This is a genomic window from Actinomadura sp. 9N407 (assembly GCF_044326315.1).
Taxonomy (GTDB): domain Bacteria; phylum Actinomycetota; class Actinomycetes; order Streptosporangiales; family Streptosporangiaceae; genus Spirillospora.
The window spans coordinates 530,946-551,521 of record NZ_JBIRAW010000001.1 but is presented as its reverse complement, the minus strand read 5'-3'; the positions used below and the strand labels follow the sequence as shown (position 1 = coordinate 551,521).

Annotated in this window: 23 protein-coding genes; 6 read left to right on the top strand and 17 right to left on the bottom strand. The window is 70.3% G+C overall.

Translation table 11 applies throughout. From position 1 onward, the window contains the following. The first annotated feature begins 132 nt into the window (after positions 1-132). Positions 133-2,937 carry an aconitate hydratase gene (locus ACH34Q_RS02425; protein WP_395981013.1) on the top strand — a complete coding sequence of 935 codons (2,805 nt, stop codon included), beginning with the start codon at positions 133-135 and terminating at the stop codon, positions 2,935-2,937. A gap of 55 nt (positions 2,938-2,992) precedes the next feature. Here the strand turns inward: ACH34Q_RS02425 and ACH34Q_RS02420 are convergent, their stop codons facing one another. The 3 genes from ACH34Q_RS02420 to ACH34Q_RS02410 form a co-directional block, all read right to left on the bottom strand. Further along, a complete protein-coding gene (locus ACH34Q_RS02420) occupies positions 2,993-3,352 on the bottom strand; it encodes a helix-turn-helix domain-containing protein (RefSeq protein WP_395981012.1) in 360 nt (119 codons plus the stop codon). Continuing rightward, positions 3,352-3,732 carry a type II toxin-antitoxin system RelE/ParE family toxin gene (locus ACH34Q_RS02415; protein ID WP_395981011.1) on the bottom strand — a complete coding sequence of 127 codons (381 nt, stop codon included), beginning with the start codon at positions 3,730-3,732 and terminating at the stop codon, positions 3,352-3,354. The genes ACH34Q_RS02420 and ACH34Q_RS02415 overlap by 1 nt, the downstream gene beginning before the upstream one ends. Positions 3,733-3,858: 126 nt before the next feature. Further along, positions 3,859-4,461, bottom strand: coding sequence for a LysE family translocator (locus ACH34Q_RS02410; protein WP_395981010.1), 603 nt, complete (start codon positions 4,459-4,461; stop codon positions 3,859-3,861). 91 nt (positions 4,462-4,552) lie between these two features. On the opposite strand from ACH34Q_RS02410, the gene ACH34Q_RS02405 reads away from it, so the two are divergent. From ACH34Q_RS02405 to mug, 3 genes are read left to right on the top strand one after another with little or no spacing between them, the layout of a single operon-like run. Then, entirely contained in the window at positions 4,553-5,494 is a 942-nt protein-coding gene (locus ACH34Q_RS02405) for an aldo/keto reductase (RefSeq protein ID WP_395981009.1), read from the top strand. Positions 5,495-5,529: 35 nt separating this feature from the next. After that, on the top strand, positions 5,530-6,249 hold the full coding sequence (locus ACH34Q_RS02400; RefSeq protein ID WP_395981008.1) for a sulfite exporter TauE/SafE family protein: 720 nt from the start codon (positions 5,530-5,532) through the stop codon (positions 6,247-6,249). Then, on the top strand, positions 6,249-6,797 hold the full coding sequence (mug, locus tag ACH34Q_RS02395) for a G/U mismatch-specific DNA glycosylase (protein ID WP_395981007.1): 549 nt from the start codon (positions 6,249-6,251) through the stop codon (positions 6,795-6,797). Before ACH34Q_RS02400 ends, mug begins: the two co-directional genes overlap by 1 nt. Here the strand turns inward: mug and ACH34Q_RS02390 are convergent. The 9 genes from ACH34Q_RS02390 to idi all read right to left on the bottom strand — a co-directional run bounded on the left by ACH34Q_RS02390 (position 6,794) and on the right by idi (position 13,274). After that, complete coding sequence (locus ACH34Q_RS02390) at positions 6,794-7,048, bottom strand: hypothetical protein (protein WP_395981006.1); 255 nt, start codon at positions 7,046-7,048, stop codon at positions 6,794-6,796. The two genes, mug and ACH34Q_RS02390, sit on opposite strands and share 4 nt — an antisense overlap. After that, positions 7,000-7,152, bottom strand: a complete 153-nt coding sequence (locus tag ACH34Q_RS02385) for a hypothetical protein (protein ID WP_395981005.1) — start codon at positions 7,150-7,152, stop codon at positions 7,000-7,002. Before ACH34Q_RS02385 ends, ACH34Q_RS02390 begins: the two co-directional genes overlap by 49 nt. 89 nt (positions 7,153-7,241) lie before the next feature. After that, positions 7,242-7,685, bottom strand: a complete 444-nt coding sequence (locus ACH34Q_RS02380) for a hypothetical protein (RefSeq protein WP_395981004.1) — start codon at positions 7,683-7,685, stop codon at positions 7,242-7,244. Between the two features lie 255 nt (positions 7,686-7,940). Beyond that, positions 7,941-8,582 carry a class F sortase gene (locus ACH34Q_RS02375; protein ID WP_395981003.1) on the bottom strand — a complete coding sequence of 214 codons (642 nt, stop codon included), beginning with the start codon at positions 8,580-8,582 and terminating at the stop codon, positions 7,941-7,943. Positions 8,583-8,588: 6 nt separating this feature from the next. Continuing rightward, a complete protein-coding gene (locus ACH34Q_RS02370) occupies positions 8,589-9,416 on the bottom strand; it encodes a hypothetical protein (protein WP_395981002.1) in 828 nt (275 codons plus the stop codon). Positions 9,417-9,505: 89 nt separating this feature from the next. Beyond that, positions 9,506-10,366, bottom strand: a complete 861-nt coding sequence (locus tag ACH34Q_RS02365; RefSeq protein ID WP_395981001.1) for a carbohydrate ABC transporter permease — start codon at positions 10,364-10,366, stop codon at positions 9,506-9,508. Continuing rightward, on the bottom strand, positions 10,363-11,289 hold the full coding sequence (locus ACH34Q_RS02360; RefSeq protein ID WP_395981000.1) for a carbohydrate ABC transporter permease: 927 nt from the start codon (positions 11,287-11,289) through the stop codon (positions 10,363-10,365). Before ACH34Q_RS02360 ends, ACH34Q_RS02365 begins: the two co-directional genes overlap by 4 nt. Before the next feature lie 7 nt (positions 11,290-11,296). Next, positions 11,297-12,583, bottom strand: a complete 1,287-nt coding sequence (locus tag ACH34Q_RS02355; RefSeq protein WP_395980999.1) for an ABC transporter substrate-binding protein — start codon at positions 12,581-12,583, stop codon at positions 11,297-11,299. 112 nt (positions 12,584-12,695) lie between these two features. After that, positions 12,696-13,274: an isopentenyl-diphosphate Delta-isomerase gene (gene idi, locus ACH34Q_RS02350; protein ID WP_395980998.1), complete on the bottom strand. Its 579-nt coding sequence runs from the start codon at positions 13,272-13,274 to the stop codon at positions 12,696-12,698. Between the two features lie 162 nt (positions 13,275-13,436). Here idi and dxs point away from each other — a divergent pair, with 162 nt between their 5' ends. Then, positions 13,437-15,347 (top strand): 1-deoxy-D-xylulose-5-phosphate synthase, encoded by a 1,911-nt coding sequence (dxs, locus tag ACH34Q_RS02345; protein WP_395981079.1) that lies wholly within the window; start codon positions 13,437-13,439, stop codon positions 15,345-15,347. A 135-nt stretch (positions 15,348-15,482) separates the two neighbouring features. On the opposite strand, the gene ACH34Q_RS02340 is transcribed toward dxs, so the two are convergent. Together ACH34Q_RS02340 and ACH34Q_RS02335 are read right to left on the bottom strand one after the other, a co-directional pair. Continuing rightward, on the bottom strand, positions 15,483-15,734 hold the full coding sequence (locus ACH34Q_RS02340) for a hypothetical protein (RefSeq protein WP_395980997.1): 252 nt from the start codon (positions 15,732-15,734) through the stop codon (positions 15,483-15,485). 102 nt (positions 15,735-15,836) lie between these two features. After that, a complete protein-coding gene (locus ACH34Q_RS02335) occupies positions 15,837-16,100 on the bottom strand; it encodes a hypothetical protein (RefSeq protein WP_395980996.1) in 264 nt (87 codons plus the stop codon). A 240-nt stretch (positions 16,101-16,340) separates the two neighbouring features. On the opposite strand from ACH34Q_RS02335, the gene ACH34Q_RS02330 reads away from it, so the two are divergent. After that, positions 16,341-17,171 carry a hypothetical protein gene (locus tag ACH34Q_RS02330; RefSeq protein ID WP_395980995.1) on the top strand — a complete coding sequence of 277 codons (831 nt, stop codon included), beginning with the start codon at positions 16,341-16,343 and terminating at the stop codon, positions 17,169-17,171. Between the two features lie 4 nt (positions 17,172-17,175). Here ACH34Q_RS02330 and ACH34Q_RS02325 read toward each other — a convergent pair whose 3' ends face one another. From ACH34Q_RS02325 to ACH34Q_RS02315, 3 genes are all read right to left on the bottom strand, one after another. Next, positions 17,176-17,541, bottom strand: a complete 366-nt coding sequence (locus ACH34Q_RS02325; RefSeq protein ID WP_395980994.1) for a hypothetical protein — start codon at positions 17,539-17,541, stop codon at positions 17,176-17,178. Between the two features lie 95 nt (positions 17,542-17,636). Beyond that, a complete protein-coding gene (locus ACH34Q_RS02320) occupies positions 17,637-18,986 on the bottom strand; it encodes an FAD-dependent oxidoreductase (RefSeq protein ID WP_395980993.1) in 1,350 nt (449 codons plus the stop codon). A 79-nt stretch (positions 18,987-19,065) separates the two neighbouring features. Then, entirely contained in the window at positions 19,066-20,556 is a 1,491-nt protein-coding gene (locus ACH34Q_RS02315) for an amino acid permease (RefSeq protein WP_395980992.1), read from the bottom strand. Positions 20,557-20,576 lie beyond the last annotated feature (20 nt).

Sequence of the window (20,576 nt, the reverse complement as noted above, 5' to 3'; positions counted from 1 at the left end):
TTCAGGGAGAGTTCCGCCCGCCAGGATTCGGCCGCAGGGCCCGCCGCGCAGAGCGGCGGCCCGGCGGGCCGGCATATCGAACATGACGCGAGCGTCGCGCGACACACGTCTCGGACCGGACGCGCGACGGCGATGGAGGAGGAGTCCGTGTCCGCGAACAGCTTCGGCAGCCGCAACACGCTGCAGGTGGGCGACAAGTCGTACGAGATCTACCGGCTGGACGCCGTCGAGGGCTCGGCCCGGCTCCCGTACAGCCTCAAGGTGCTGCTGGAGAACCTGCTGCGCACCGAGGACGGCGCGAACGTGACCGACGCGCACATCCGCGCGCTGGCCGGCTGGGAGTCCCAGGCCCAGCCCAGCAAGGAGATCCAGTTCACCCCGGCCCGGGTGATCATGCAGGACTTCACCGGCGTGCCCTGCGTGGTCGACCTGGCCACCATGCGCGAGGCGGTACGCGACCTGGGCGGCGACGCGGCCCAGATCAACCCGCTCGCCCCGGCCGAGATGGTCATCGACCACTCCGTCATCGTCGACTACTTCGGCTCGCCCGACGCGTTCGAGCGCAACGTGCAGCGCGAGTACGAGCGCAACGGCGAGCGCTACCAGTTCCTGCGCTGGGGCCAGACCGCGTTCGACGAGTTCAAGGTCGTCCCGCCCGGCACCGGCATCGTGCACCAGGTCAACATCGAGCACCTGGCCCGCGTGGTCTTCGACCGTGACGGCACGGCCTACCCCGACACCTGCGTCGGCACCGACTCGCACACCACGATGCAGAACGGCATCGGCGTGCTCGGCTGGGGCGTCGGCGGCATCGAGGCCGAGGCCGCGATGCTCGGCCAGCCCATCTCGATGCTCATCCCGCGGGTGGTCGGCTTCAAGCTGACCGGCAAGATGCCCGCCGGCACCACCGCCACCGACCTGGTGCTGACCATCACCGAGGCGCTGCGCAAGCACGGTGTGGTCGGCAAGTTCGTGGAGTTCTACGGCGAGGGCGTGGCCGCGCTGCCGGTCGCCGACCGGGCCACCATCGGCAACATGAGCCCCGAGTTCGGCTCCACCTGCGCGATCTTCCCGATCGACGGCGAGACCCTGACCTACCTGCGCCTCACCGGCCGCAGCGAGGAGCAGATCGCGCTGACCGAGGCGTACGCCAAGGCCCAGGGCATGTGGCTCGACCCGTCCGTCGAGCCCGAGTTCTCCGAGTACCTGGAGCTCGACCTCAACACCGTCGTGCCGTCCATCGCCGGCCCCAAGCGCCCGCAGGACCGCATCTCGGTGTCGGACGCCAAGCCGACCTGGCGCCGCGACGTGCGCAACTACGTCGCCGGCGACGGCATCAAGGGCCCGATCGACGAGGCGTCGGCCGAGTCGTTCCCGGCCTCGGACTCGCCGGCGATCGGCCACGGCGGCAACGGCGACAAGCCGCGCGTGCCGGGCACCAACGGCGGCGGCCGCCCGCACGCCCCGACCCCGGTCACGCTCTCGGACGGCACCACGTTCGAGCTCGACCACGGCGCGGTCGTGATCGCCGCGATCACCTCCTGCACCAACACGTCCAACCCGTACGTGATGGTCGCCGCCGGCCTGCTGGCCAAGAAGGCGGTCGAGAAGGGCCTGACCCGCAAGCCGTGGGTCAAGACCTCGCTCGCCCCCGGCTCCCAGGTCGTCACCGGCTACCTGGAGCGCGCGGGCCTCGCCCCGTACCTGGACAAGATCGGCTACAACCTGGTCGGGTACGGCTGCACCACCTGCATCGGCAACTCCGGCCCGCTGCAGGACGAGATCTCCCAGGCGGTCAACGACGCCGACCTCGCCGTCACCTCGGTGCTGTCGGGCAACCGCAACTTCGAGGGCCGGATCAACCCCGACGTGAAGATGAACTACCTGGCCTCGCCGCCGCTGGTGGTCGCCTACGCGCTCGCGGGCACGATGGACATCGACATCCTCAACGACCCGATCGCCGAGGGCACCGACGGCCCGGTCATGCTCAGCGACCTGTGGCCGTCGCTGGAGGAGATCAAGACGATCGTCGAGGGCTCGATCGGCCAGGAGATGTTCCTGAAGGACTACGCCGACGTCTTCGAGGGCGACGCCCGCTGGAAGGAACTGGCGATCCCGACCGGCAACACCTTCGAGTGGGACGAGGCCTCCACCTACGTCCGCAAGGCCCCGTACTTCGACGGCATGGGCATGGACCCCGACCCGGTCACCGACATCCACGGCGCCCGCGTGCTGGCCCTGCTGGGCGACTCGGTCACCACCGACCACATCTCCCCGGCCGGCGCCATCAAGGTCGGGACCCCGGCCGCGGAGTACCTCAAGGACAACGGCGTCACCGCCAAGGACTTCAACTCCTACGGTTCCCGCCGCGGCAACCACGAGGTCATGATCCGCGGCACGTTCGCCAACATCCGGCTCCGCAACCAGCTCCTGGACGACGTCGAGGGCGGCTACACCCGCGACTTCACCCAGGACGGCTCGCCCCAGTCGTTCATCTACGACGCCGCGCAGAACTACGCCGCGCAGGGCACCCCGCTGGTCGTCCTGGCCGGCAAGGAGTACGGCTCCGGCTCGTCCCGCGACTGGGCCGCCAAGGGCACCGCGCTCCTCGGCGTCCGCGCCGTGATCGCCGAGTCGTACGAGCGGATCCACCGCTCCAACCTCATCGGCATGGGCGTGCTCCCGCTCCAGTACCAGGACGGCGACACCGCCGCCTCCCTCGGCCTCACCGGCACCGAGACGTTCGACATCACCGGCGTCGACAAGCTCAACGAGGGCGGCGTCACCGAGGTCACCGTCAAGGCCACGGATCCTGCCGCGCACGGAGCTGGTAAGGAGTTCACCGCCGTCGTCCGCATCGACACCCCGGGCGAGGCGGACTACTACCGCAACGGAGGCATCATGCAGTACGTCCTCCGCAACCTCATCCGCAAGTAACCCCAGCAGAACCCACGGGCCGCCTCCCACTCAAGGGGAGGCGGCCCGTTCCGCTTCAAGCGGCCGCGTCCGGACTCTCCGGCCCGGCCACGTGCCGGGTGTGATCGCTGAACTCCGCCACCACCTTGAGCCGCCCGCCCAGCGCCTCCACGTACTGTGCGATCGCGGCGAGGGTCGACACCTTGCCCTGCTCGATCTGCGACACGCGCCCCTTGGTCACGCCCATCCGCTCGGCCAGCCGCGCCTGCGTCAGCCCTTGGGACGTCCGCTCCTGCGCCAGGTGATGCCCTTGGACACGGGCATCGAGCTTCCGCTCCGACTCGGCCTCGAGCCGGCGGACGGCCTCTTCCCCGATCTCCTCCACCATCTCGGCCCGCCGGGCATCGCGCACCTCGGACCACCTGACGAAGCCCATCAGGCCCCCTCTTCCTCGATCGCACGTTCCTTCGGATACAGCTCGTACAACTCCTCGGCGCGCTGGACGGCGCCGGAATACCATCGCTTCCAATCGCCGCTCTTGTCCCCGGCGACCAGCAGGATCGCCGAGCGCCACGGATCGAAGACGAACAGCACCCGGATCTCCGACCGCCCCGCCGAGCCAGGCCGTAACTCCTTCAGGTTATGGATCCGCGAACCTTCGATGCGGTCGACCAGCGGTCGCCCGAGACCCGGCCCGGCCGCGGCCAGCCTGTCGATCGCCCTGGCGACGAGATCATAGGTCACATGGTCCAGGCCGTCGGCCCACTCGCGGACCTCATCGGTGGCGAAGATCTCCCACTCTTCTACTTCCTTCACCTGCGAAGGTATAGCTTATCCTATACAGATCAAGCCGCTGGACACCAGAAGCCGACCGTTTTGAGAAGGAAGTCCGCCCGGTGAGTCCTGTGAGGGAAGCCCGTGGAATCGGGGCCGCCGGTGGGGTCAGTGTTGGGTGGCCAGGCGGAGGCCGAAGGCGATGAAGGCCAGGCCGGTGATCTGCTGGACGCGGCGCATGACGGCGGGACGGGACAGGGCGCGGCGGGCGGCGCCGGCGGCCAGGACGACGAGTCCGAACCACAGCAGGCCGAGGACGGCGTGGATCAGCGCGAACAGCAGGCTCGTCCAGAACACCGGCGCCTCGGCCGGGACGAACTGCGGCAGCAGGCTCATGTAGAAGACGCCGATCTTGGGGTTGAGGAGATTGGTGACCAGTCCCGTCCGTACCGCGGAACGGGGCGCGGCCTCGTCGGCCTCCGAGGCGCGCCCGGCCGTACGGAGGGCCTGGACGCCCAGCCACAGCAGGTAGCAGGCTCCCGCGACGCGCAGGACGTCGAACGCCGTCCGGGACGCGGCCAGTAGCGCGGTCAGCCCGGCGGCACTGGCGACCGCCCAGGTCAGGCAGCCGGCGGTGATGCCGAGTGCGGCCAGGTGACCGGAGCGCCGGCCGCCGGTCACGGTGGTGCGCAGCACCAGCATCGTGTCCAGGCCGGGGGTGACCGTGATCAGGGCGGCCATCGCGGCGAAGGCCAGGGCGGCGGTCAGCATGCCTCATATGTTCGCATCGGGAGTGTGCGCCGCTGGTCAAAGGGGTGGGGGCGGCGGAACGGGCCGGACGCGGGCGCGATTGGATCTTCCCATGACCAACCTCACGAACAAGATCGGCGCGCTGGACGTCTTCCCGCTGGCGCTGGGCGGCAACGTGTTCGGCTGGACGGCCGACCGGGACGGGTCGTTCGCGGTCCTGGACGCCTACGCGGCGGGCGGCGGCAACTTCGTCGACACGGCGGACGTGTACTCGGCGTGGGTCGGTGGCAACCAGGGCGGGGAGTCCGAGGAGCTCATCGGGGAGTGGTTCGCCGCCCGTGGCACGCGCGAGCAGATCGTGCTGGCGACCAAGGCCGGGTCGCATCCCGCGCACAAGGGGCTGAAGGCGGAGACGATCAAGGCGGCGGCCGAGGACTCGCTGCGCCGGCTGCGTACCGACTACATCGACCTGTACTACACGCACTACGACGACCCGACGGTGCCGGCCGAGGAGATCATCACCGCGCTGGACGCGCTGGTGCGCGAGGGCAAGGTACGCGAGATCGCGGTGTCCAACATCGAGCCCGGCCGGCTGGAGGAGCAACTGGCCTTCAGCGACCGCGAGGGGACGGCGAAGTACGCCGCCATCCAGCCCCAGTACAACCTGGTCTCGCGCGACACCTATGAGGGCGAGCGGATGCGGATCGCCGAACGGCACGGGCTCGCGGCGGTGCCCTACTACGCGCTCGCCTCCGGCTTCCTGACCGGCAAGTACCGTCCGGGCGGTACGGTCGACAGCCCCCGCGCGGGCAAGGCGGGCGAGTACCTGAAGTCCGAGCGCGGACCCCGGGTGCTGGCCGCGCTGGACGAGATCGCCCAGGCTCGCGATGTCTCGGTGGCGACCGTGGCGCTGGCCTGGCTGCGCGGCCGCCCGACGGTGGCCGCGCCGATCGCCAGCGCCCGCACGGTCCAGCAGCTGCCCGCCCTGATGGCGATCGCCGAGCTGGAGCTCACCGCCGAGGAGACCGAACGGCTCACCGCCGCCTCCGAGTGAGCGGCCGGGAATGCCGGGATGTATCGTTCCACCCCGTGCCTGGACTCGATTTCCTCCTCTTCGGGGGACTGGCCGCGCTCTTCGGAGCCATCGTGCAGGGCAGCGTCGGGCTCGGGGTGGGCCTGGTGGCGACGCCGATCGTCACGATGCTGTTCCCGTCCCTGATGCCGGGCTCGATCCTGGTGGCCGCGACCGTACTGCCGCTGGCCACGCTGGCGCAGGAGGTCAGGCACGCCGATCTGAAGGGGCTGGGCTGGGCCTTCGGCGGCCGGCTGGCCGGGACCCCGCTCGGCGTCTGGGTGGTCGCGGTCGTTCCCGTCCGCGTCCTCGGCGCGGTGATCGGCGCGATGGTCCTGGCCGCGCTCGGCGCCGGGCTGTGGCGCGGCCGGGTACCGCGCAACCGGGCCACGCTGACGACCGCCGGCATGATCGCGGGCGCCACCGGCAGCGCGTCCGCGATCGGCGGGCCGCCCATCGCGCTGCTCTACCAGCACGAGAGCGGTCCCAAGGTCCGCGCCACGCTCGCGGTCTTCTTCACCGGCGGCGCCCTGCTGTCCCTGGTCACCCTCGCCGCCGCCGGCCAGCTCCCGGGCGAGCAGGTGACGGCCGGGCTGGTGCTGACCCCGTTCGTCCTGGCGGGCTTCGTGCTGGCCGGTCCCGTGCGCCGGTACGTCGACGACGGCCGGATGCGCACGGCCATCCTCGTCGTCGTGGGCGCCTCGGCCATCACCCTGATCGTGCGTAGCCTGATGTGATGGCTCCTTCTAAATCCGAGCTGGAAGCGGCCCGAGACCGTGTCGTCCCCGACGTCCTGCCCGCGGACGGCGAGGCGCTGCGCGTCCTGTTCTGCGGCATCAACCCGGGCCTGTACTCGGGCGCCACCGGGCACCACTTCGCCCGTCCCGGCAACCGCTTCTGGCCCGCACTGCACCGCTCGGGCTTCACTCCCCGCCTGCTCTCACCGGCCGAGGAGGACCTGCTGCCCTCGTACGGCCTGGGCATCACCAACCTCGTACCCCGCACCACGGCCCGCGCCGACGAGCTGACCACCGAGCAACTGCGCGAGGGCGGCCGGCGCCTCACCGCCCTGGTCGAACGGCACCGCCCCGCCTACCTGGCCGTCGCGGGCGTCACCGCCTACCGCACGGCGTTCGGCAGGCCCCGTACCCAGATCGGTCCCCAGGACGAGACGTTCGGTCCCGCCCGGCTCTGGGTGCTGCCCAACCCCAGCGGCCTGAACGCGAGCTGGACCATCGACAGGCTCGCCGCCGAGTTCGCCCGCCTCCGCGACGCCGCCCGCTAGAACTCGATCATGATCCGCGGGTCGAACCGGATCTCGATCGGCTTGTCGGCCTGGAGCACGGTCTCGACCAGCGCCCCTTCCATCACCATGTGCTGGGAACGGTAGACGGCCGCGTCATCGTCCAGCGCCATGACATGCACCTTGGGGCGTGGCGTGAACTCGGCGAGCCAGTACTGGGGGATGCCCAGGTCCGCGTACTCCCTCAGCTTGCGTACGCGGTCGCTGCGCTCGGAGACAGCTCGATCAGCCACCCGTCCTCAAGCTCCAGGCCCTTGCCATCGTCCTCGCGGGCGTGCAGGTCCTCGATGGTGTACGGGCCGAATCCGCCGTGGTCATGCGTCGACGCAATGCTCATGGCCCGCTCCCGTCGGTGGCGTGACGGATCAACGTGCCACCACGTTACCCCGATCGTCGCGAGGACTCAGAGTAGCTGACCGAACACCGTCAGGGGAGGCGGTTGATGGCGGCTGAGGCGGTGGTGAGCATGGTCTGGACCTCGGTCAGCAGGGCGGTGGAGGGCTGCCAGAGGTCCGTGCGGCCGAGGGCGATGATGGGGCGGGGCAGGGCCCGTACGGAGGTCAGCCGCCAGTGGTGCGCGGCCGGCTGGGCCCAGGGGCCGCAGTCGCAGCCGCCGTCGCGTACGGCGGCGGAGCAGACGTCGTCGAGGTCGGCCATGGCGATGATCGCGCCGATGGTGGCGAGCGGGTCGCGGGGGTCCCAGCCCGCGGCCTGGATGAGCGGGGAGTCGCAGGCCTTCAGATCGACCCGCAGGGAGGCGTGGATCAGCAGCGGACCGCGGTAGGCGGTCGGCAGCGCCTGGTTCGAGACGGCCTTGCCGCCCCGCGCGATCGCGAAGGCCCAGGGCTGCTGAACGCTGATCGCCTGCACGCGGTCACCTCCGTGCTCCTGCGGTCTCCGGATGGACGGACCGTTCGGAGCGTGGTGCCCGGTTTCCGATGGAGTATCCGGCCCGGTGAGCCGGATTCCACCGTTCTGCCAGGCGACCATGACCCTGGGGTCAGCCGGCCGGCCGAACGGTCCAGTAAGCGATTTTCCCTGATTTGTCGTGATCGGCAACTCGGCCGCACCGGATCCGGGCCGTCCCCGTTCCGGAAGGGGGAACGGGAACGGTCCGAACCGGGATCAGACGGACTGGACGAGCTTCGCGTAGGCGATGAGGTTGTCGCGGTAGTGACCGCTCGCCGCATCGAACGCGCCACCGCAGGTGACCAGGCGCAGCGACGAGTAGTCGATCTCCTCGCCGAACACCTTCTTGTGCGGGAACGCGTTCTTGTCCACGCTCTGCAGCCGGGTCACCGCGAACGTCGCGGTGGAACCGTCCTGGCGGACCACCTGGATGGTGTCGCCGGCCTTCAGGTCCTTGAGCCGGGCGAAGACGGCCGCCTTCTTGTTGGCGTCGACATGGCCCAGGATCACCGAGGGCCCGGCCTCGCCGGGTGTGACCCCCTCCTTGTACCAGCCGGTCAGGTTGGGGCGGCTCAGCGGCGGCTCCTCGATCTCGCCGTTGGGGCGCAGACCGATGAGGGACACCGGCGCGGAGACGCCGATCTTCGGGATCTTGATCGTCTTGGGCCGCGACTCCGTCATCGGCGCCGCGTCCTTCGCGGCCTTCACCCCGGCGGACGCCGAGGGTGAGGGTGAGGCGGCCGTGGGGGCCGACGCCGGCTCCTGCTCATCGCCGCAGGCGGTGAGCAGGAGCCCGGAGAGCAGCACGCCGGCCGCCGCGGCGAACACGCGGCGGCCGGCGGGCATGGTGGAACGCACAGGTGATTACCGCTCCTGCCCGATTCTGCGGCGCAGCATCATGGCGCCGAGGCCCGCGCCGGCCAGCGCGGTGGCCGCGCCGCCCGCCAGCAGGCTCGTACCGGGGCCGCCGCCGGCCACGGTGCTGCCGTCACCGGTGTCGATCCGGCCGGTCGGGATCTTCCCGGTCGGCTTCTTCGGCGTCATCTCGCCCTTCTCCGGGCTGGTGGAGTACTTCACCGAGCCGTACCCCTTGCACGCCACGGTGGCGAGCGTGGGGTCGGGCAGCGACGACTTGAACGTGCCGTTCGCGGTCCAGGTGTTCTTGCCGCTCTTGGTCACCGGCAGCGGGTTCTTGGTGTAGCCGTTGCTGGTGATGGTGACCTCGGTCGGGCAGGTCACGGTGAACGCGGTCTTCCCGTTGGGGGCGACCTTGGTCGTCGACATCTTCACGTCGTCATAGCCGAACTGGAACTTCGGCGGCTCGGGCTTCTCGTCCTCCTTGGGGTTGACCGTGAGGGTGAGCTCGAACTTCTTGTCCTCGAAGTTGCAGGTGAACTTGGCCACGTAGGTGTGGCCCGGGGCGACCTTGTTGGTCTTGGCGGCGGCCGTCCAGGCGCCTTCGGCGGCACCCTTCGTCCAGCTCGGAGCCGTCGCGAACAGCCCGTCGTCGTCGACCTGCACCGGCTTGTCGGTACAGTCCTTCACCCCGAGCGTGAGGGTGCTGCCGGGGACGAAGGGGTTGGGGCTGGCCGAAATGCTCGGGTCCGCGTACGCGGGTCCAGCGGTCAGGGCGAGAGTGGCGAAGCCCATGGCTCCGGCGGCTCCCGCTGCGGCCAGTCGTCTGAGGGTCATGACATTCCCTGTGATCAGGCGGGGTGCTTGGATCTGGCCTTTATGTGACGCTTATGTGTCGCGAGTGGTTGCCGTGGTTCGCGAATTTTTCATCCCTTGAGCGCCCCGGCCATGAGCCCGCGCATGAAGAACCGGCCGAGCAGCAGATAGACCAGCAGCGTCGGCAGGGAGGCCAGCAGGGCCGAGGCCATCTGCTGGTTGTACTGGACGGCGACCGCCCCCGAACCGGCGGTGTTGTTCAGCATCACCGTGACCGGCCAGCTGTCGGGGGCGCCCAGGAAGACGGCGAACAGGAAGTCGTTCCACAGCGAGGTGAACTGCCAGATCAGCGTGACGGCGAACGCGGGTCCGGACACCGGGAGCACGATGGAGCCGTAGGTACGGAACATGCCGGCGCCGTCGACCCGGGCCGCCTCGATCAGCTCGTTCGGGATGGTCACGTAGTAGTTCCGGAAGATCAAGGTGCAGATCGGGATGCCGTAGACCACATGCACCAGGACCAGCCCGCGAATGGTGCCGACCAGCTCGATGTCGGTCAGCAATCCGGCCAGCGGGATCATGACCGCTTGATAAGGGATGAACATCCCGAAAAGGAACAGTGTGAACACGGCGTCCGCGCCGGGGAAACGCCATTTGGACAGCACGTAGCCGTTCAGCGAACCCAGCACGGCCGCGATCAGCGACCCGGAAACGGCGATCTTGACGCTGTTGGCCAGGCCGGGGCGCAGCGTCTCCCAGGCGGCCGACCAGCCGTCGGTGCTCCATTCGCCGGGCAGGCTCCACGCGGTGCTCGGGTCGGCCTCCTGGATGGATTTGAAGCTGGTGACGATCAGTACGTACACCGGCATCAGGAACAGCAGCGCGAAGGCCAGCAGGAGCGCGAACCGCACCATCCGCATGGCGCGCGGCCCCCTCGGCCTGGCGCGCGCGCCGCCGTGCAGCGCGGTCATGCCCGTCCCTGCCGATCCGCCCGTACGGACCAGACCAGATACGGGACCACCAGCAGCGCCACCGCCAGCAGCAGGTAGGTGGCGATGGTGGCGCCGTTGGCCGGGTCGTGCGAGTCGAACACCTCGACGTACGTGGCGATCGCCGGGACGTACGTGATGATCTGCTTGCCCGCGATCGCCATGATCAGGTCGAACACCTTCATCGAGATATGGCCCAGGATGATCAGCGCGGACAGCGTCACCGGCCGCAGTTGCGGGAAGACGACGTACCGGTAGACCTTCCATTCCGAGGCGCCGTCCACCCGGGCCGCCTCGCGCAGGTCCTCCGGTACGCCGCGGAAACCGGCGAGGTAGAGGGCCATCACGTACCCAGACATCTGCCAGATCGCGGGCAGCGCCATCGCCGCCATGCCCCACTGCGGGTGCTGCCACCAGTTGTTGGCCAGCGCGTCGAGCCCGGTCTTGCCGAACAGCTGGTTGAGGCCGACGGCGCGTTCGGGGGGAGCGGGGTTCATCAGCCAGCGCCACACGACCCCGCTGGCGATGAACGAGATGGCCATCGGGAACAGGTAGACGGCGCGGAAGCCCGCCTCCGCCTTGATGCCCTTCTCCATCAGGAACGCCAGGAACGCGCCGAGCAGCAGCGCGCCCCCCACGAACACGACGGTGAACAGCAGCGCGTGCCGTACGGCGGGCGGCCAGCTGGGGTCGTCCCACAGGTCGACGAAGTTCTTCCCCTTGTCGAACCCGTACGGCGTCACGGCGTCGTGCGAGCCGCTCACCGCGACGCGGACGTTCCAGAAGATCAGCCCGTACACGAACAGGCCGATCAGCGCGATCGACGGCGAGACCAGCAGCAGTCCGGGAAGCCACCGCCGGGCGCGCCGGGGCACCCACCGGCGGCGGCTCGTCTGGTACTTCACCCGGGCCCTACTGGGCGTTGTTCTTGGCGGCGCCCACCAGCGCCTCCTGCAGCTTGGCCACGTCCTTGCTCTGCAGGAAGAGGCCTACCGCGGTGTCGATGTCGGTGTGCCACTTCTTGTTCGCGTACACGCCGTGCCAGAACGAGCCCGCCAGCTTCACGCCCGGCTTGTTCCACTCGTTGAACGCGTACTCCAGATAGCCCTTGTAAAGGCTCTTGTCCGCGTCCTTGCGCGCCGGGATGGAGCCCTTCTTGGGATTGAAGGCGTCCTGGCCCTCCTTGCTGGAGGCGACCTTGAGCCAGGCCAGCGCCCCACCGCGGTGCGGTGCGTTCTTGGGCAGCGTGAAGCTGTCCGAGAGCCACATGTACGTGCCGCCGGTGCCCGGGGAAGCCGCGTAGTCGAAGTCGGTGCCGAGCTTCTTGGCGAGCCCGTTCGGCGCGGGACCGGTGAAGTAGCCGTACGCCCAGTCGCCCATGATGTTGAACGCGGCCTTGCCGTCCACGACCGCCTTGGCCGCGCCCTGCCAGTCGGTGGAGGCGGCCTCCGCCGTCGTGTACTTGATGATCTCGGCGAAGTCGGTCAGCGCCTTGGTGACACCGGGGCTGCTCCAGTCGGCCCCCGGCTTCCACAGCGCGTTGTACGCGTCGGTGCCGAGATCGCCGAGCAGCACGTTCTCCAGCAGGTGGTCGGCGGTCCACTGGGCGCCCAGCGACAGCGGGACCTTGCCCGTCTCGTCCTTGACCGCCTTGAGCGCGGTGATGAACTCGGCGATGGACTCGGGCGGGCCCTCGATCCCGGCGTCCTTCAGGATCCCGGGGTTGTACCAGAGCATGTTGGAGCGGTGGATGTTCACCGGCACCGAGTAGATCTTGCCCTGGTAGGTGATCTGCTCCAGCAGCTGCTGCGGGTAGGCCTGCTTGAGGTTGTTCTCCTCGTAGAACGAGTCCAGCGGCTCGATCTGGCCGGCCTTGATGTAGTCGAGCAGCTCCGCGCCCGCGTGCCCCTGGAAGGAGTCCGGCGGCTTCCGGTTCTGCAGCCGGCTGGCCAGGACCGCCTGCGCCTGGGTGCCCGAGCCGCCCGCGATGGCCGCGTTGACGAATGTGGTCCCGGGGTTCTTCTGCTCGAACAGGGCCTGCATCGCCTTCAGCCCGTCGGCCTCGCCGGGACCCGTCCACCAGGAGAAGACCTCCACCTGGGACGCGTCACCGCCGCCGTCGTCGCCGCCACCGCAGCCGGAAGCGGCCAGGACGCCGCTGAGAGCCACGGCGACGACCGCCTTCCATCGTCCACGCATCGTCGGTCCCTTCGCTCACCCCCGGGACCACCACCGTCCGTTCGGGTGGTGGGAGAAGCAACAGCCGGAACGGAAAAGTGATCTCGTGGTTATCCGGCGGGTGAGCGGACCGTCACCAGGCCAGCGACGGCGGCAGCCCGGCGGTGCCGGCGTCCGGCCAGGCCGGCGGCGGTCCGAGCGGGGCGAGCTCGGCGATCTGCAGCCGGTACCAGGGGGACGATTCGGGCAGGTCAGCCAGCGCGACGCACCGCTCCCAGGTCCACCACTCGGCGTCCTCGACCTCGTCGGGATTGCTCCGTACGGGCGCACCGGACGGCACCAGCGCCCGGACGACCGGGCACCGCTCGTTCTCCAGGGTGCCGTCGTCGGCCGTGGCCTGGTAGCGGAATCCGGGCAGGATCGGGGTCAGTGTGCTTCCCGTCACGCCCAGCTCGTCGTGCAGCCGGCGGATCACCGCGTCCCGCAGGCCCTCGCCCGGACCGGGGTGCCCGCAGCAGCTTCCGGTCCACACGCCGGGGAACGTGCGCTTGCCCAGCGCGCGCCGGGTGATCAGCACCTTGCCCTCGGTGTCCACGAGGAAGCACGAGAAGGCCAGGTGGTACGGCGTGTCACGATGGTGGCTGGGCACCTTGGGCGCCGTACCGATGGCCTCGTCCGACGCGTTGAGCAGCACGATCTCTTCGACACCCATGCGTCCCTTCCTACCCCATCGCCCCATGGCCGTCGCGTGCGGGTTTCGTGGCGGGAATGTGCAGACGATCGACCCCTGGCGCGGGGCGGGCCATCCGGGACTAAACTCGGAACGGCCCGACGAGCAGGGGCTCTGGAGCCCCTGATGGAGGAGTTGACGCGCGTGTCTCTGCTGGAGTCGATCAAGGGTCCGCGAGACCTCAAGCGACTGGACGCCACGCAGATGCCGCGGCTCGCCGGGGAGATCCGGGAGTTCCTGGTGGCGGCCGTGGCCAAGACCGGTGGACACCTGGGGCCCAACCTGGGGGTCGTCGAGCTCACCATCGCGCTGCACCGGGTCTTCGACTCGCCGCGCGACAAGATCCTTTTCGATACCGGACACCAGGCCTACGTGCACAAGCTGCTCACCGGCCGGCACGACTTCGCCGGGCTCAAGCAGCGCGGCGGGCTGTCCGGCTACCCGAGCCAGGCCGAGTCCGACCACGACATCATCGAGAACTCGCACGCCTCCACCGCCCTGTCGTACGCCGACGGGCTGGCCAAGGCGTTCGAGCTGCGCGGCGAGAGCGACCGCGTGGTGGTGCCCGTGGTCGGCGACGGGGCGCTCACCGGCGGCATGTGCTGGGAGGCCCTCAACAACATCGCCGAGGGCAAAGAGCGCCGCGTCATCATGGTCGTCAACGACAACGGCCGCTCGTACTCCCCGACCATCGGCGGGCTGGCCAGCCACCTGGCCCACCTGCGGGTCACCCCGACCTACGAGCACGCGCTGGAGCTGGTCAAGAAGACCGTCCCGCGCGCGCCCGTCGTCGGCGGCGTCGCGTACGAGGCGCTGCACGGCATCAAGAAGGGCCTCAAGGACATCCTGCAGCCGCAGGCCATGTTCGAGGACCTCGGCCTGAAGTACATCGGCCCCATCGACGGCCACGACGAGCAGGCCGTCGAGCACGCGCTGCGCAAGGCGCACGACTTCGGCGGCCCCGTGATCGTGCACTGCATCACCAAGAAGGGCCACGGCTACGCCCCCGCGGAGAACGACGAGGAAGAGCAGTTCCACTCGCCCGGGCCGTACGACCGCGAGACCGGCGTGCAGAAGCCCAAGGGCCGGATCTGGACCAACGTCTTCAGCGAGGAGATGGTCGCGCTCGGCGCGGAGCGTTCCGACATCGTCGGGATCACCGCGGCGATGCTGCATCCGGTCGGGCTGGCCGACTTCGCCGAGGCCTACCCCGACCGCGTCTACGACGTGGGCATCGCCGAGCAGCACGCGGTCACCTCGGCCGCCGGCCTGGCGATGGGCGGCATGCACCCGGTGGTGGCGGTCTACGCCACGTTCCTCAACCGGGCCTTCGACCAGGTGCTGATGGACGTCGCGCTGCACCGCCAGCCCGTCACGTTCGTTTTGGACCGCGCCGGCGTGACCGGTGACGACGGGCCCAGCCACAACGGCATGTGGGACCTGTCGATCCTGCAGCTGGTCCCCGGCATGCGGGTCGCGGTGCCGCGCGACGGCGCCCGCGTCCGCGAGCTGCTGCGCGAGGCGGTGGCCGTCGACGACGGGCCGACCGCGCTGCGCTTCCCCAAGGGCCCGGTGGCCGAGGACATCGAAGCGATCGACCAGCTGGGCGGCATGGACGTGCTCGCCCGGCACGACGGCGCCAACGGCGCCCGGGTGCTGGTCGTCGGGGCCGGCGCGATGGCCACCCCGGCGGTGGAGGTCGGCGAGCGGCTGGCCGCCCAGGGCATCGGCGCGACCGTGGTCGACCCGCGCTGGGTCAAGCCGCTCGACCCGGCCCTCGTCGAGGCCGCCGCCCAGCACAGCATGGTCGCGGTCATCGAGGACAACGGCCGGGTCGGAGCCGTCGGCGACGCCGTGGCGCGGCTGCTGCGCGACGCCGGAGCCGACACCCCGGTCCGTACGTTCGGCATCCCGCAGGAGTTCCTCGACCACGCCAAGCGCGCCATGATCCTCGCCGACATCGGCCTCACCCCGCAGGATTTGGCCCGCGACATCATCGAGGCCGTCTCCCGTGCCACGTCGGTGGAGGCCCACGAGCCCGCCCCTTCGGACTGAACCGGCTTCAGGAAGATCCGTCCAGCCGACTCCGAAGCCGGAGCCGGCCCGCTCGTCCGGCGTTCCGCGCTCCGGAGCGGGCCGGCCCGGCCCATCGCGTGCCTGGCACCCGCCGGTGCGCAGGGCAGGGCAGGGTCAGCGGGCGAGGCGGTCGACTCGCCGGATGGAGGCGGAGCCGGCTCCGGCCCAGTAGTAGCTGTCGCGGACGTAGGCACGGCCGTCATCGGCGACGAAGCCGGAGCGCACATGCAGGAAGGCGCCGCTCTTTTCCGTCTTGATGCCGGTGTCGCTGTGGGACGCGTCGGCGATGGCCGCGGCCGGTGCGGCGGCCAGGAACGCGAAGGCGGCCAGGCCGGTGAAGGTGAGCCGGTGCAGTGAGTGGGTCACGGACGTCCTTGCTGGTTCGATGGTGTGGTCGTCAAATGCAGGAGAGGTCCCGCCCGCGGATGCGGGCGGGACCGGTGATATCACCTTGCGGCGACGGAGTCGTTAGTCTCCGGCCGCGCTCTTGGTGGCCCAGAGGGCCGCACCGTGCGGGCCGACGACCATGCTGTACTTCTTGAAGAAGACATGGTCGCCGTGGTGCCCGTCGTCGCCGGCGTGCGCCTTGACACCGTGTGCCGCCGCACCGTGCGGGCCCGCGGCCAGCGCGTCGTGCTGGTGGTAAGCGTCGGCCGATGCGGCCGCGGCCCCGAAGAGTGCCATCCCGGCGGACGCGAAGCCCACGATGGTGATGCGCTGCAGGTTGTTCATTCGACTCTTCTCTCCCCTCGTGCCGTGGTCGGGAGTGCCCCCTCCCACGGCGCAAGTGTCGATGCGGAACTTTCCACGCGGTCCATTACCCCGCCGAACAAGACGAACACTGTGAGTAATTAAAGAGTGGTTTTGCTGGTCATTGGTACCCCGTCGACCTGCGGCTTCGGTTTGAAGCGTCGCGGATTGGTAACTGTGTGTAGTTGATCGTAGTGATCAACCGAGCAACGGGGGAAGAGCATGCGAGACAGGATCGGGATCGGATCGGCGCTGCGGGGCATGGTCCCCGCGGTCGCGCTGGTGGCGGCGCTGCCCGCGCTGCCCGCCGCGGCGACCGTGGCGGCGCCGGTGCCTTGCCCGGACGGCCGCGGGAACGAGGCCGCGCTGGTACGGGCCTTCAAGGCCGGCGGCACCATCACGCTCGCCGAGGAGTGCACGTACACCGTGACCAAGCGGCACGGGTCGGGCTCCGCGCTGCCGGCGGTCACCAAGGACCTCATCATCGAGGGGAACCGATCCACGATCGCCTGGGGCGGCACCGAGCAGGTCAGGACGCTGATCGAGCTGGCGGGGCGGCCGCGGGTCAAGCTGGTGCTGAAGGACGTGCGGCTGCGGGCGGGCAAGGGGATGTCGACGCTCCGGGTCCGCCGGAACACCTCCGCCTCGATCTCCTCGTCGGGCGGCATGGGCCCGCGGGTCTCCAAGCAGCTCGACTCCGAGCAGCTCGACTCCACGAAGGTCGACGGTGAGCGCGCGGTCGAGGACACCAGCGCCGCCGAGCCCGTACCGCCGTCGGGCGGGCCGGTCCCGACCACGCCCGAGCCCGGCACCCCTGCCGGCACATCGCCCAGTACTTCGGCCGACAGCTCCGCCGAGCCCGGCACGGCGCCCGCGCCCGCCGTCGAGGACGGGTACGACGTGGGGCACCTGATCGAAGCCGATCACTACGTCGACCGGTGGCTGCCGGCGCTTCTCAACGGCCCGCTCAGCGGCCTGCTGGGGCTGGCGCCCGCGAGCCGGGACGGCGGCCGGAACGGCGCGCACCGGGCCCCGGTGATCTGGATGCGCTGAGCGGTCAGACGCCCTCGGCCGATCCCAGCTGCCAGAAGTGGGTGATCGAGGCGGCGGCGGTGCCGAGGTCGCGGCCGGAGTAGGTCCACCGGCCGCGCAGCCGCCAGGGGCGGCCCGCCCCGTCCTGGACGAAGACCTGCAGCGGGAACGTCGCGTCGTGCGCCCGGATGACGCCGGACGGATCGACCTGCGGCCGCAGCTCGGGGTCGCCCTCGCAGCGCACGCCCATGACACGCGTGCCCGGATCCTGGCGCAGCAGGCCCTGCGTCAGGTCGTAGACGAGCACCGACACGTAATCGGGGCCGAGCCACCTGAGGTCGGGCAGCCGGCCGGGCAGGGGGAATCCGTACAGCTCTGGACCGCCGCTCACACGCGCACCGTAGCGCCCCGGTCCGGTCTGCGTCACTAGTTCGCCATCGGGTTCTCGGGCGACCCGCGCTTTTCGCCGGGATGAGCGGGGCCGGGCTAGTGGTCCGGACGGCAGGCCGAACGCATGGCCTCCCAGCGGGCCAGCTTGACCCGCTCGCCGCGGCCGAGCGAGCGGGCCAGCTCGATCTCCGCGGCGTCCAGGTGGAGCCAGTCGGCGTAGGTGATGACCGGCAGCCCGCGCGACTCCAGCAGCTCCTCGACGGTCCGGGCGGGCCGGGGACCGTCCGGATCGTGGTCCTCCAGCAGGTTCCGTACGGTCTCGGCCGCGTCGGACTTGTTGGTGCCCACGACGCCGCTCGGGCCGCGCTTGATCCAGCCCGCGACGTACTCGCGCGGGACCGCGGCGCCGTCCGGGCCGAGGATCCGGCCGCCCTCGTTGGGGACGACGTAGGCGCGCTCGTCGAACGGGACCCCGTCCAGCGGGACGCTCTGGTAGCCCACCGAGCGCATCACGATGCCGACCGGGAGCGTCTCGTACTCGCCGGTGCCCGTGACCCGCCCGGACTCGTCCAGGCGGGTCCGCTCCACCCGCAGCCCCTCGACCCGCTCGGTGCCGAGGATCTCCACCGGGGCCCGCCAGAACCGCACGTCGATCCGGCGCGGGCGGCTCTCGTCGGGGTCACCGGTCCAGCCGTTCATGACCTTGACGTTGCCCCGCACGTGCCGGTCGGACTCGGCCACCTCCGCGCTCGCGGGGTCGAGGTCCATGTCCTCGGGCCGCACGTGCACGGCCACTCCGGGCAGCTCGCCCAGCTCGCGCAGCTCCTTGGTGGTGAACTTGGCCTGGGCCGGCCCGCGCCGCCCGATCATGTGGACGCGGCGTACCTTGCTGGCCGCCAGCGCCTCCATGACATGGACGGGGATGTCGGTCTCGCGCAGCTCGTCGACGGTCTTGGCCAGGATCCGCACGACGTCCACGGCCACGTTGCCCACGCCGATGACCGCGACCTCCTCGGCGGTCAGGTCGAAGGCGTGGTCGGCGGCGTCGGGGTGCCCGCAGTACCAGTTGACGAAGTCGGTGGCGGCGATGCTGCCGGGCAGGTCCTCACCGGGGATGCCCAGCTGCCGGTCCACCATCGCGCCGGTGGAGTAGATCACCGCGTCGTAGCAGTCGAGCAGGTCCGTCCGGGCCAGATCGCGGCCGAGCTCCACGCAGCCGAAGAACCGGACGGCCGGGTTCTCCAGGACGCGCTGCAGATAGCGGGCGATCGACTTGATGGACTTGTGGTCGGGCGCGACGCCGTACCGGACCAGCCCGTACGGCGACGGCAGCCGGTCGAAGACGTCCACCCGGACGTGGTCGTCGGTCTGCTTGACCAGGGCCTCGGCGGCGTAGAGGCCGGCGGGCCCGGAGCCGATCACTGCGACATGCGGGGGTACGGTCATGCGCGCCATTGTGCCCATCTCCGGTGGGAAACCGCACAGGGGCCCCGGCGAACCGGATGGTTTCCCAGGTCGGCGCGCGTCATCCGGCCTTGTGCCGGACGTCGGGGCGCAGCCGGCTGTGCCGGCGGCCGTACGCGAAGTAGACGACGATGCCGATCGCCATCCAGGCCAGGAACCGCAGCCAGGTGTCCAGCGGCAGGTTCAGCATCACGAACAGGCAGCCCAGCACCGACAGCACCGGGACCAGCGGCACCAGCGGGACGCGGAACGCGCGGGGCAGGTCGGGCCGCGTCCGGCGCAGGATCAGCACCGCGATCGAGACCACCAGGAACGCGAACAGCGTGCCGATGTTGACCAGCTCGGCCAGTGCCGACAGCGGGATGAACCCGGCCAGCACGGCCGCGATCACGCCCATCAGGACGGTCGAGCGGTACGGGGTACCGAACCGCGGATGCACGGCCGACAGCCAGGCCGGCAGCAGTCCGTCCCGGCTCATCGAGAAGAACACCCGGCTCTGCCCGAGCAGCAGGATCAGCACCACGGTGGTGAGCCCGGCCACCGCGCCGAAGCTGATGATCGTGGCGAACACCGGCTTGCCGACGGACTTGAACGCGTCCGCCAGCGGTGCCTCCTCGCTGAGCTGCGTGTAGTTCTGCATGCCGACCACGACCGTCGAGACCGCCGCGTACAGCACCGCCGTGATGGCCAGCGATCCGAGCAGGCCGATCGGCATGTCGCGCTGCGGCCTGCGGGCCTCCTCGGCGGCGGTCGCGACGATGTCGAAGCCGATGTAGGCGAAGAACACGATCGCGATCGCGGCGAAGATGCCGAGCCAGCCGAAGCTGACCGGCTCGATGCCGAACAGCACCTGCATCAGCGGTGCCTTGGCGCCCTCGACGGCCCCGGTGGGCTCGGACGGGGGAATGAACGGGGTGTAGTTGTCGCGCTTGACGAAGAACAGCCCGGCGATGATCACCAGCAGCACCACCGAGACCTTGATCGCGACGACCACGGCGTTGACCCGCGAGGAGATCTTCACGCCGAGCACGAGCACCGCGGTGACCGCCAGTACCAGCAGGATGGCGGGGACGTTGACCACGCCGCCCTCCTCGCCCGGTGGACTGACGATGGCCGCGGGCAGCGTGAGGCCGAGCGTGTCGAGCAGCGACGCCGCGTACCCGGACCAGCCGACCGACACCACCGCGGCGGCCAGCGCGAACTCCAGGATGAGGTCCCAGCCGATGATCCAGGCGGGCAGCTCGCCCAGCGTGGCGTAGGAGAAGGTGTAGGCCGATCCGGCCACCGGCACGGTCGAGGAGAACTCGGCGTAGCACAGCGCGGCGAGGCCGCAGACGACGGCGGCCAGGATGAACGAGATCGCGACCGCCGGCCCGGCCTTGTCCTTGGCGACCTGGCCGGTCAGCACGAAGATCCCGGTGCCGATGATCACGCCGACCCCGAAGACGACCAGGTCCAGCGCGGACAGCTCGCGGCGCAGCCGGTGCTCGGGAGCCTCGGCCTCGGTGTCGCGGATGGAATCCTCGACGGTCTTGGTACGGAACAGGCTCACGCCGTCCTCCTCGGCGGGGG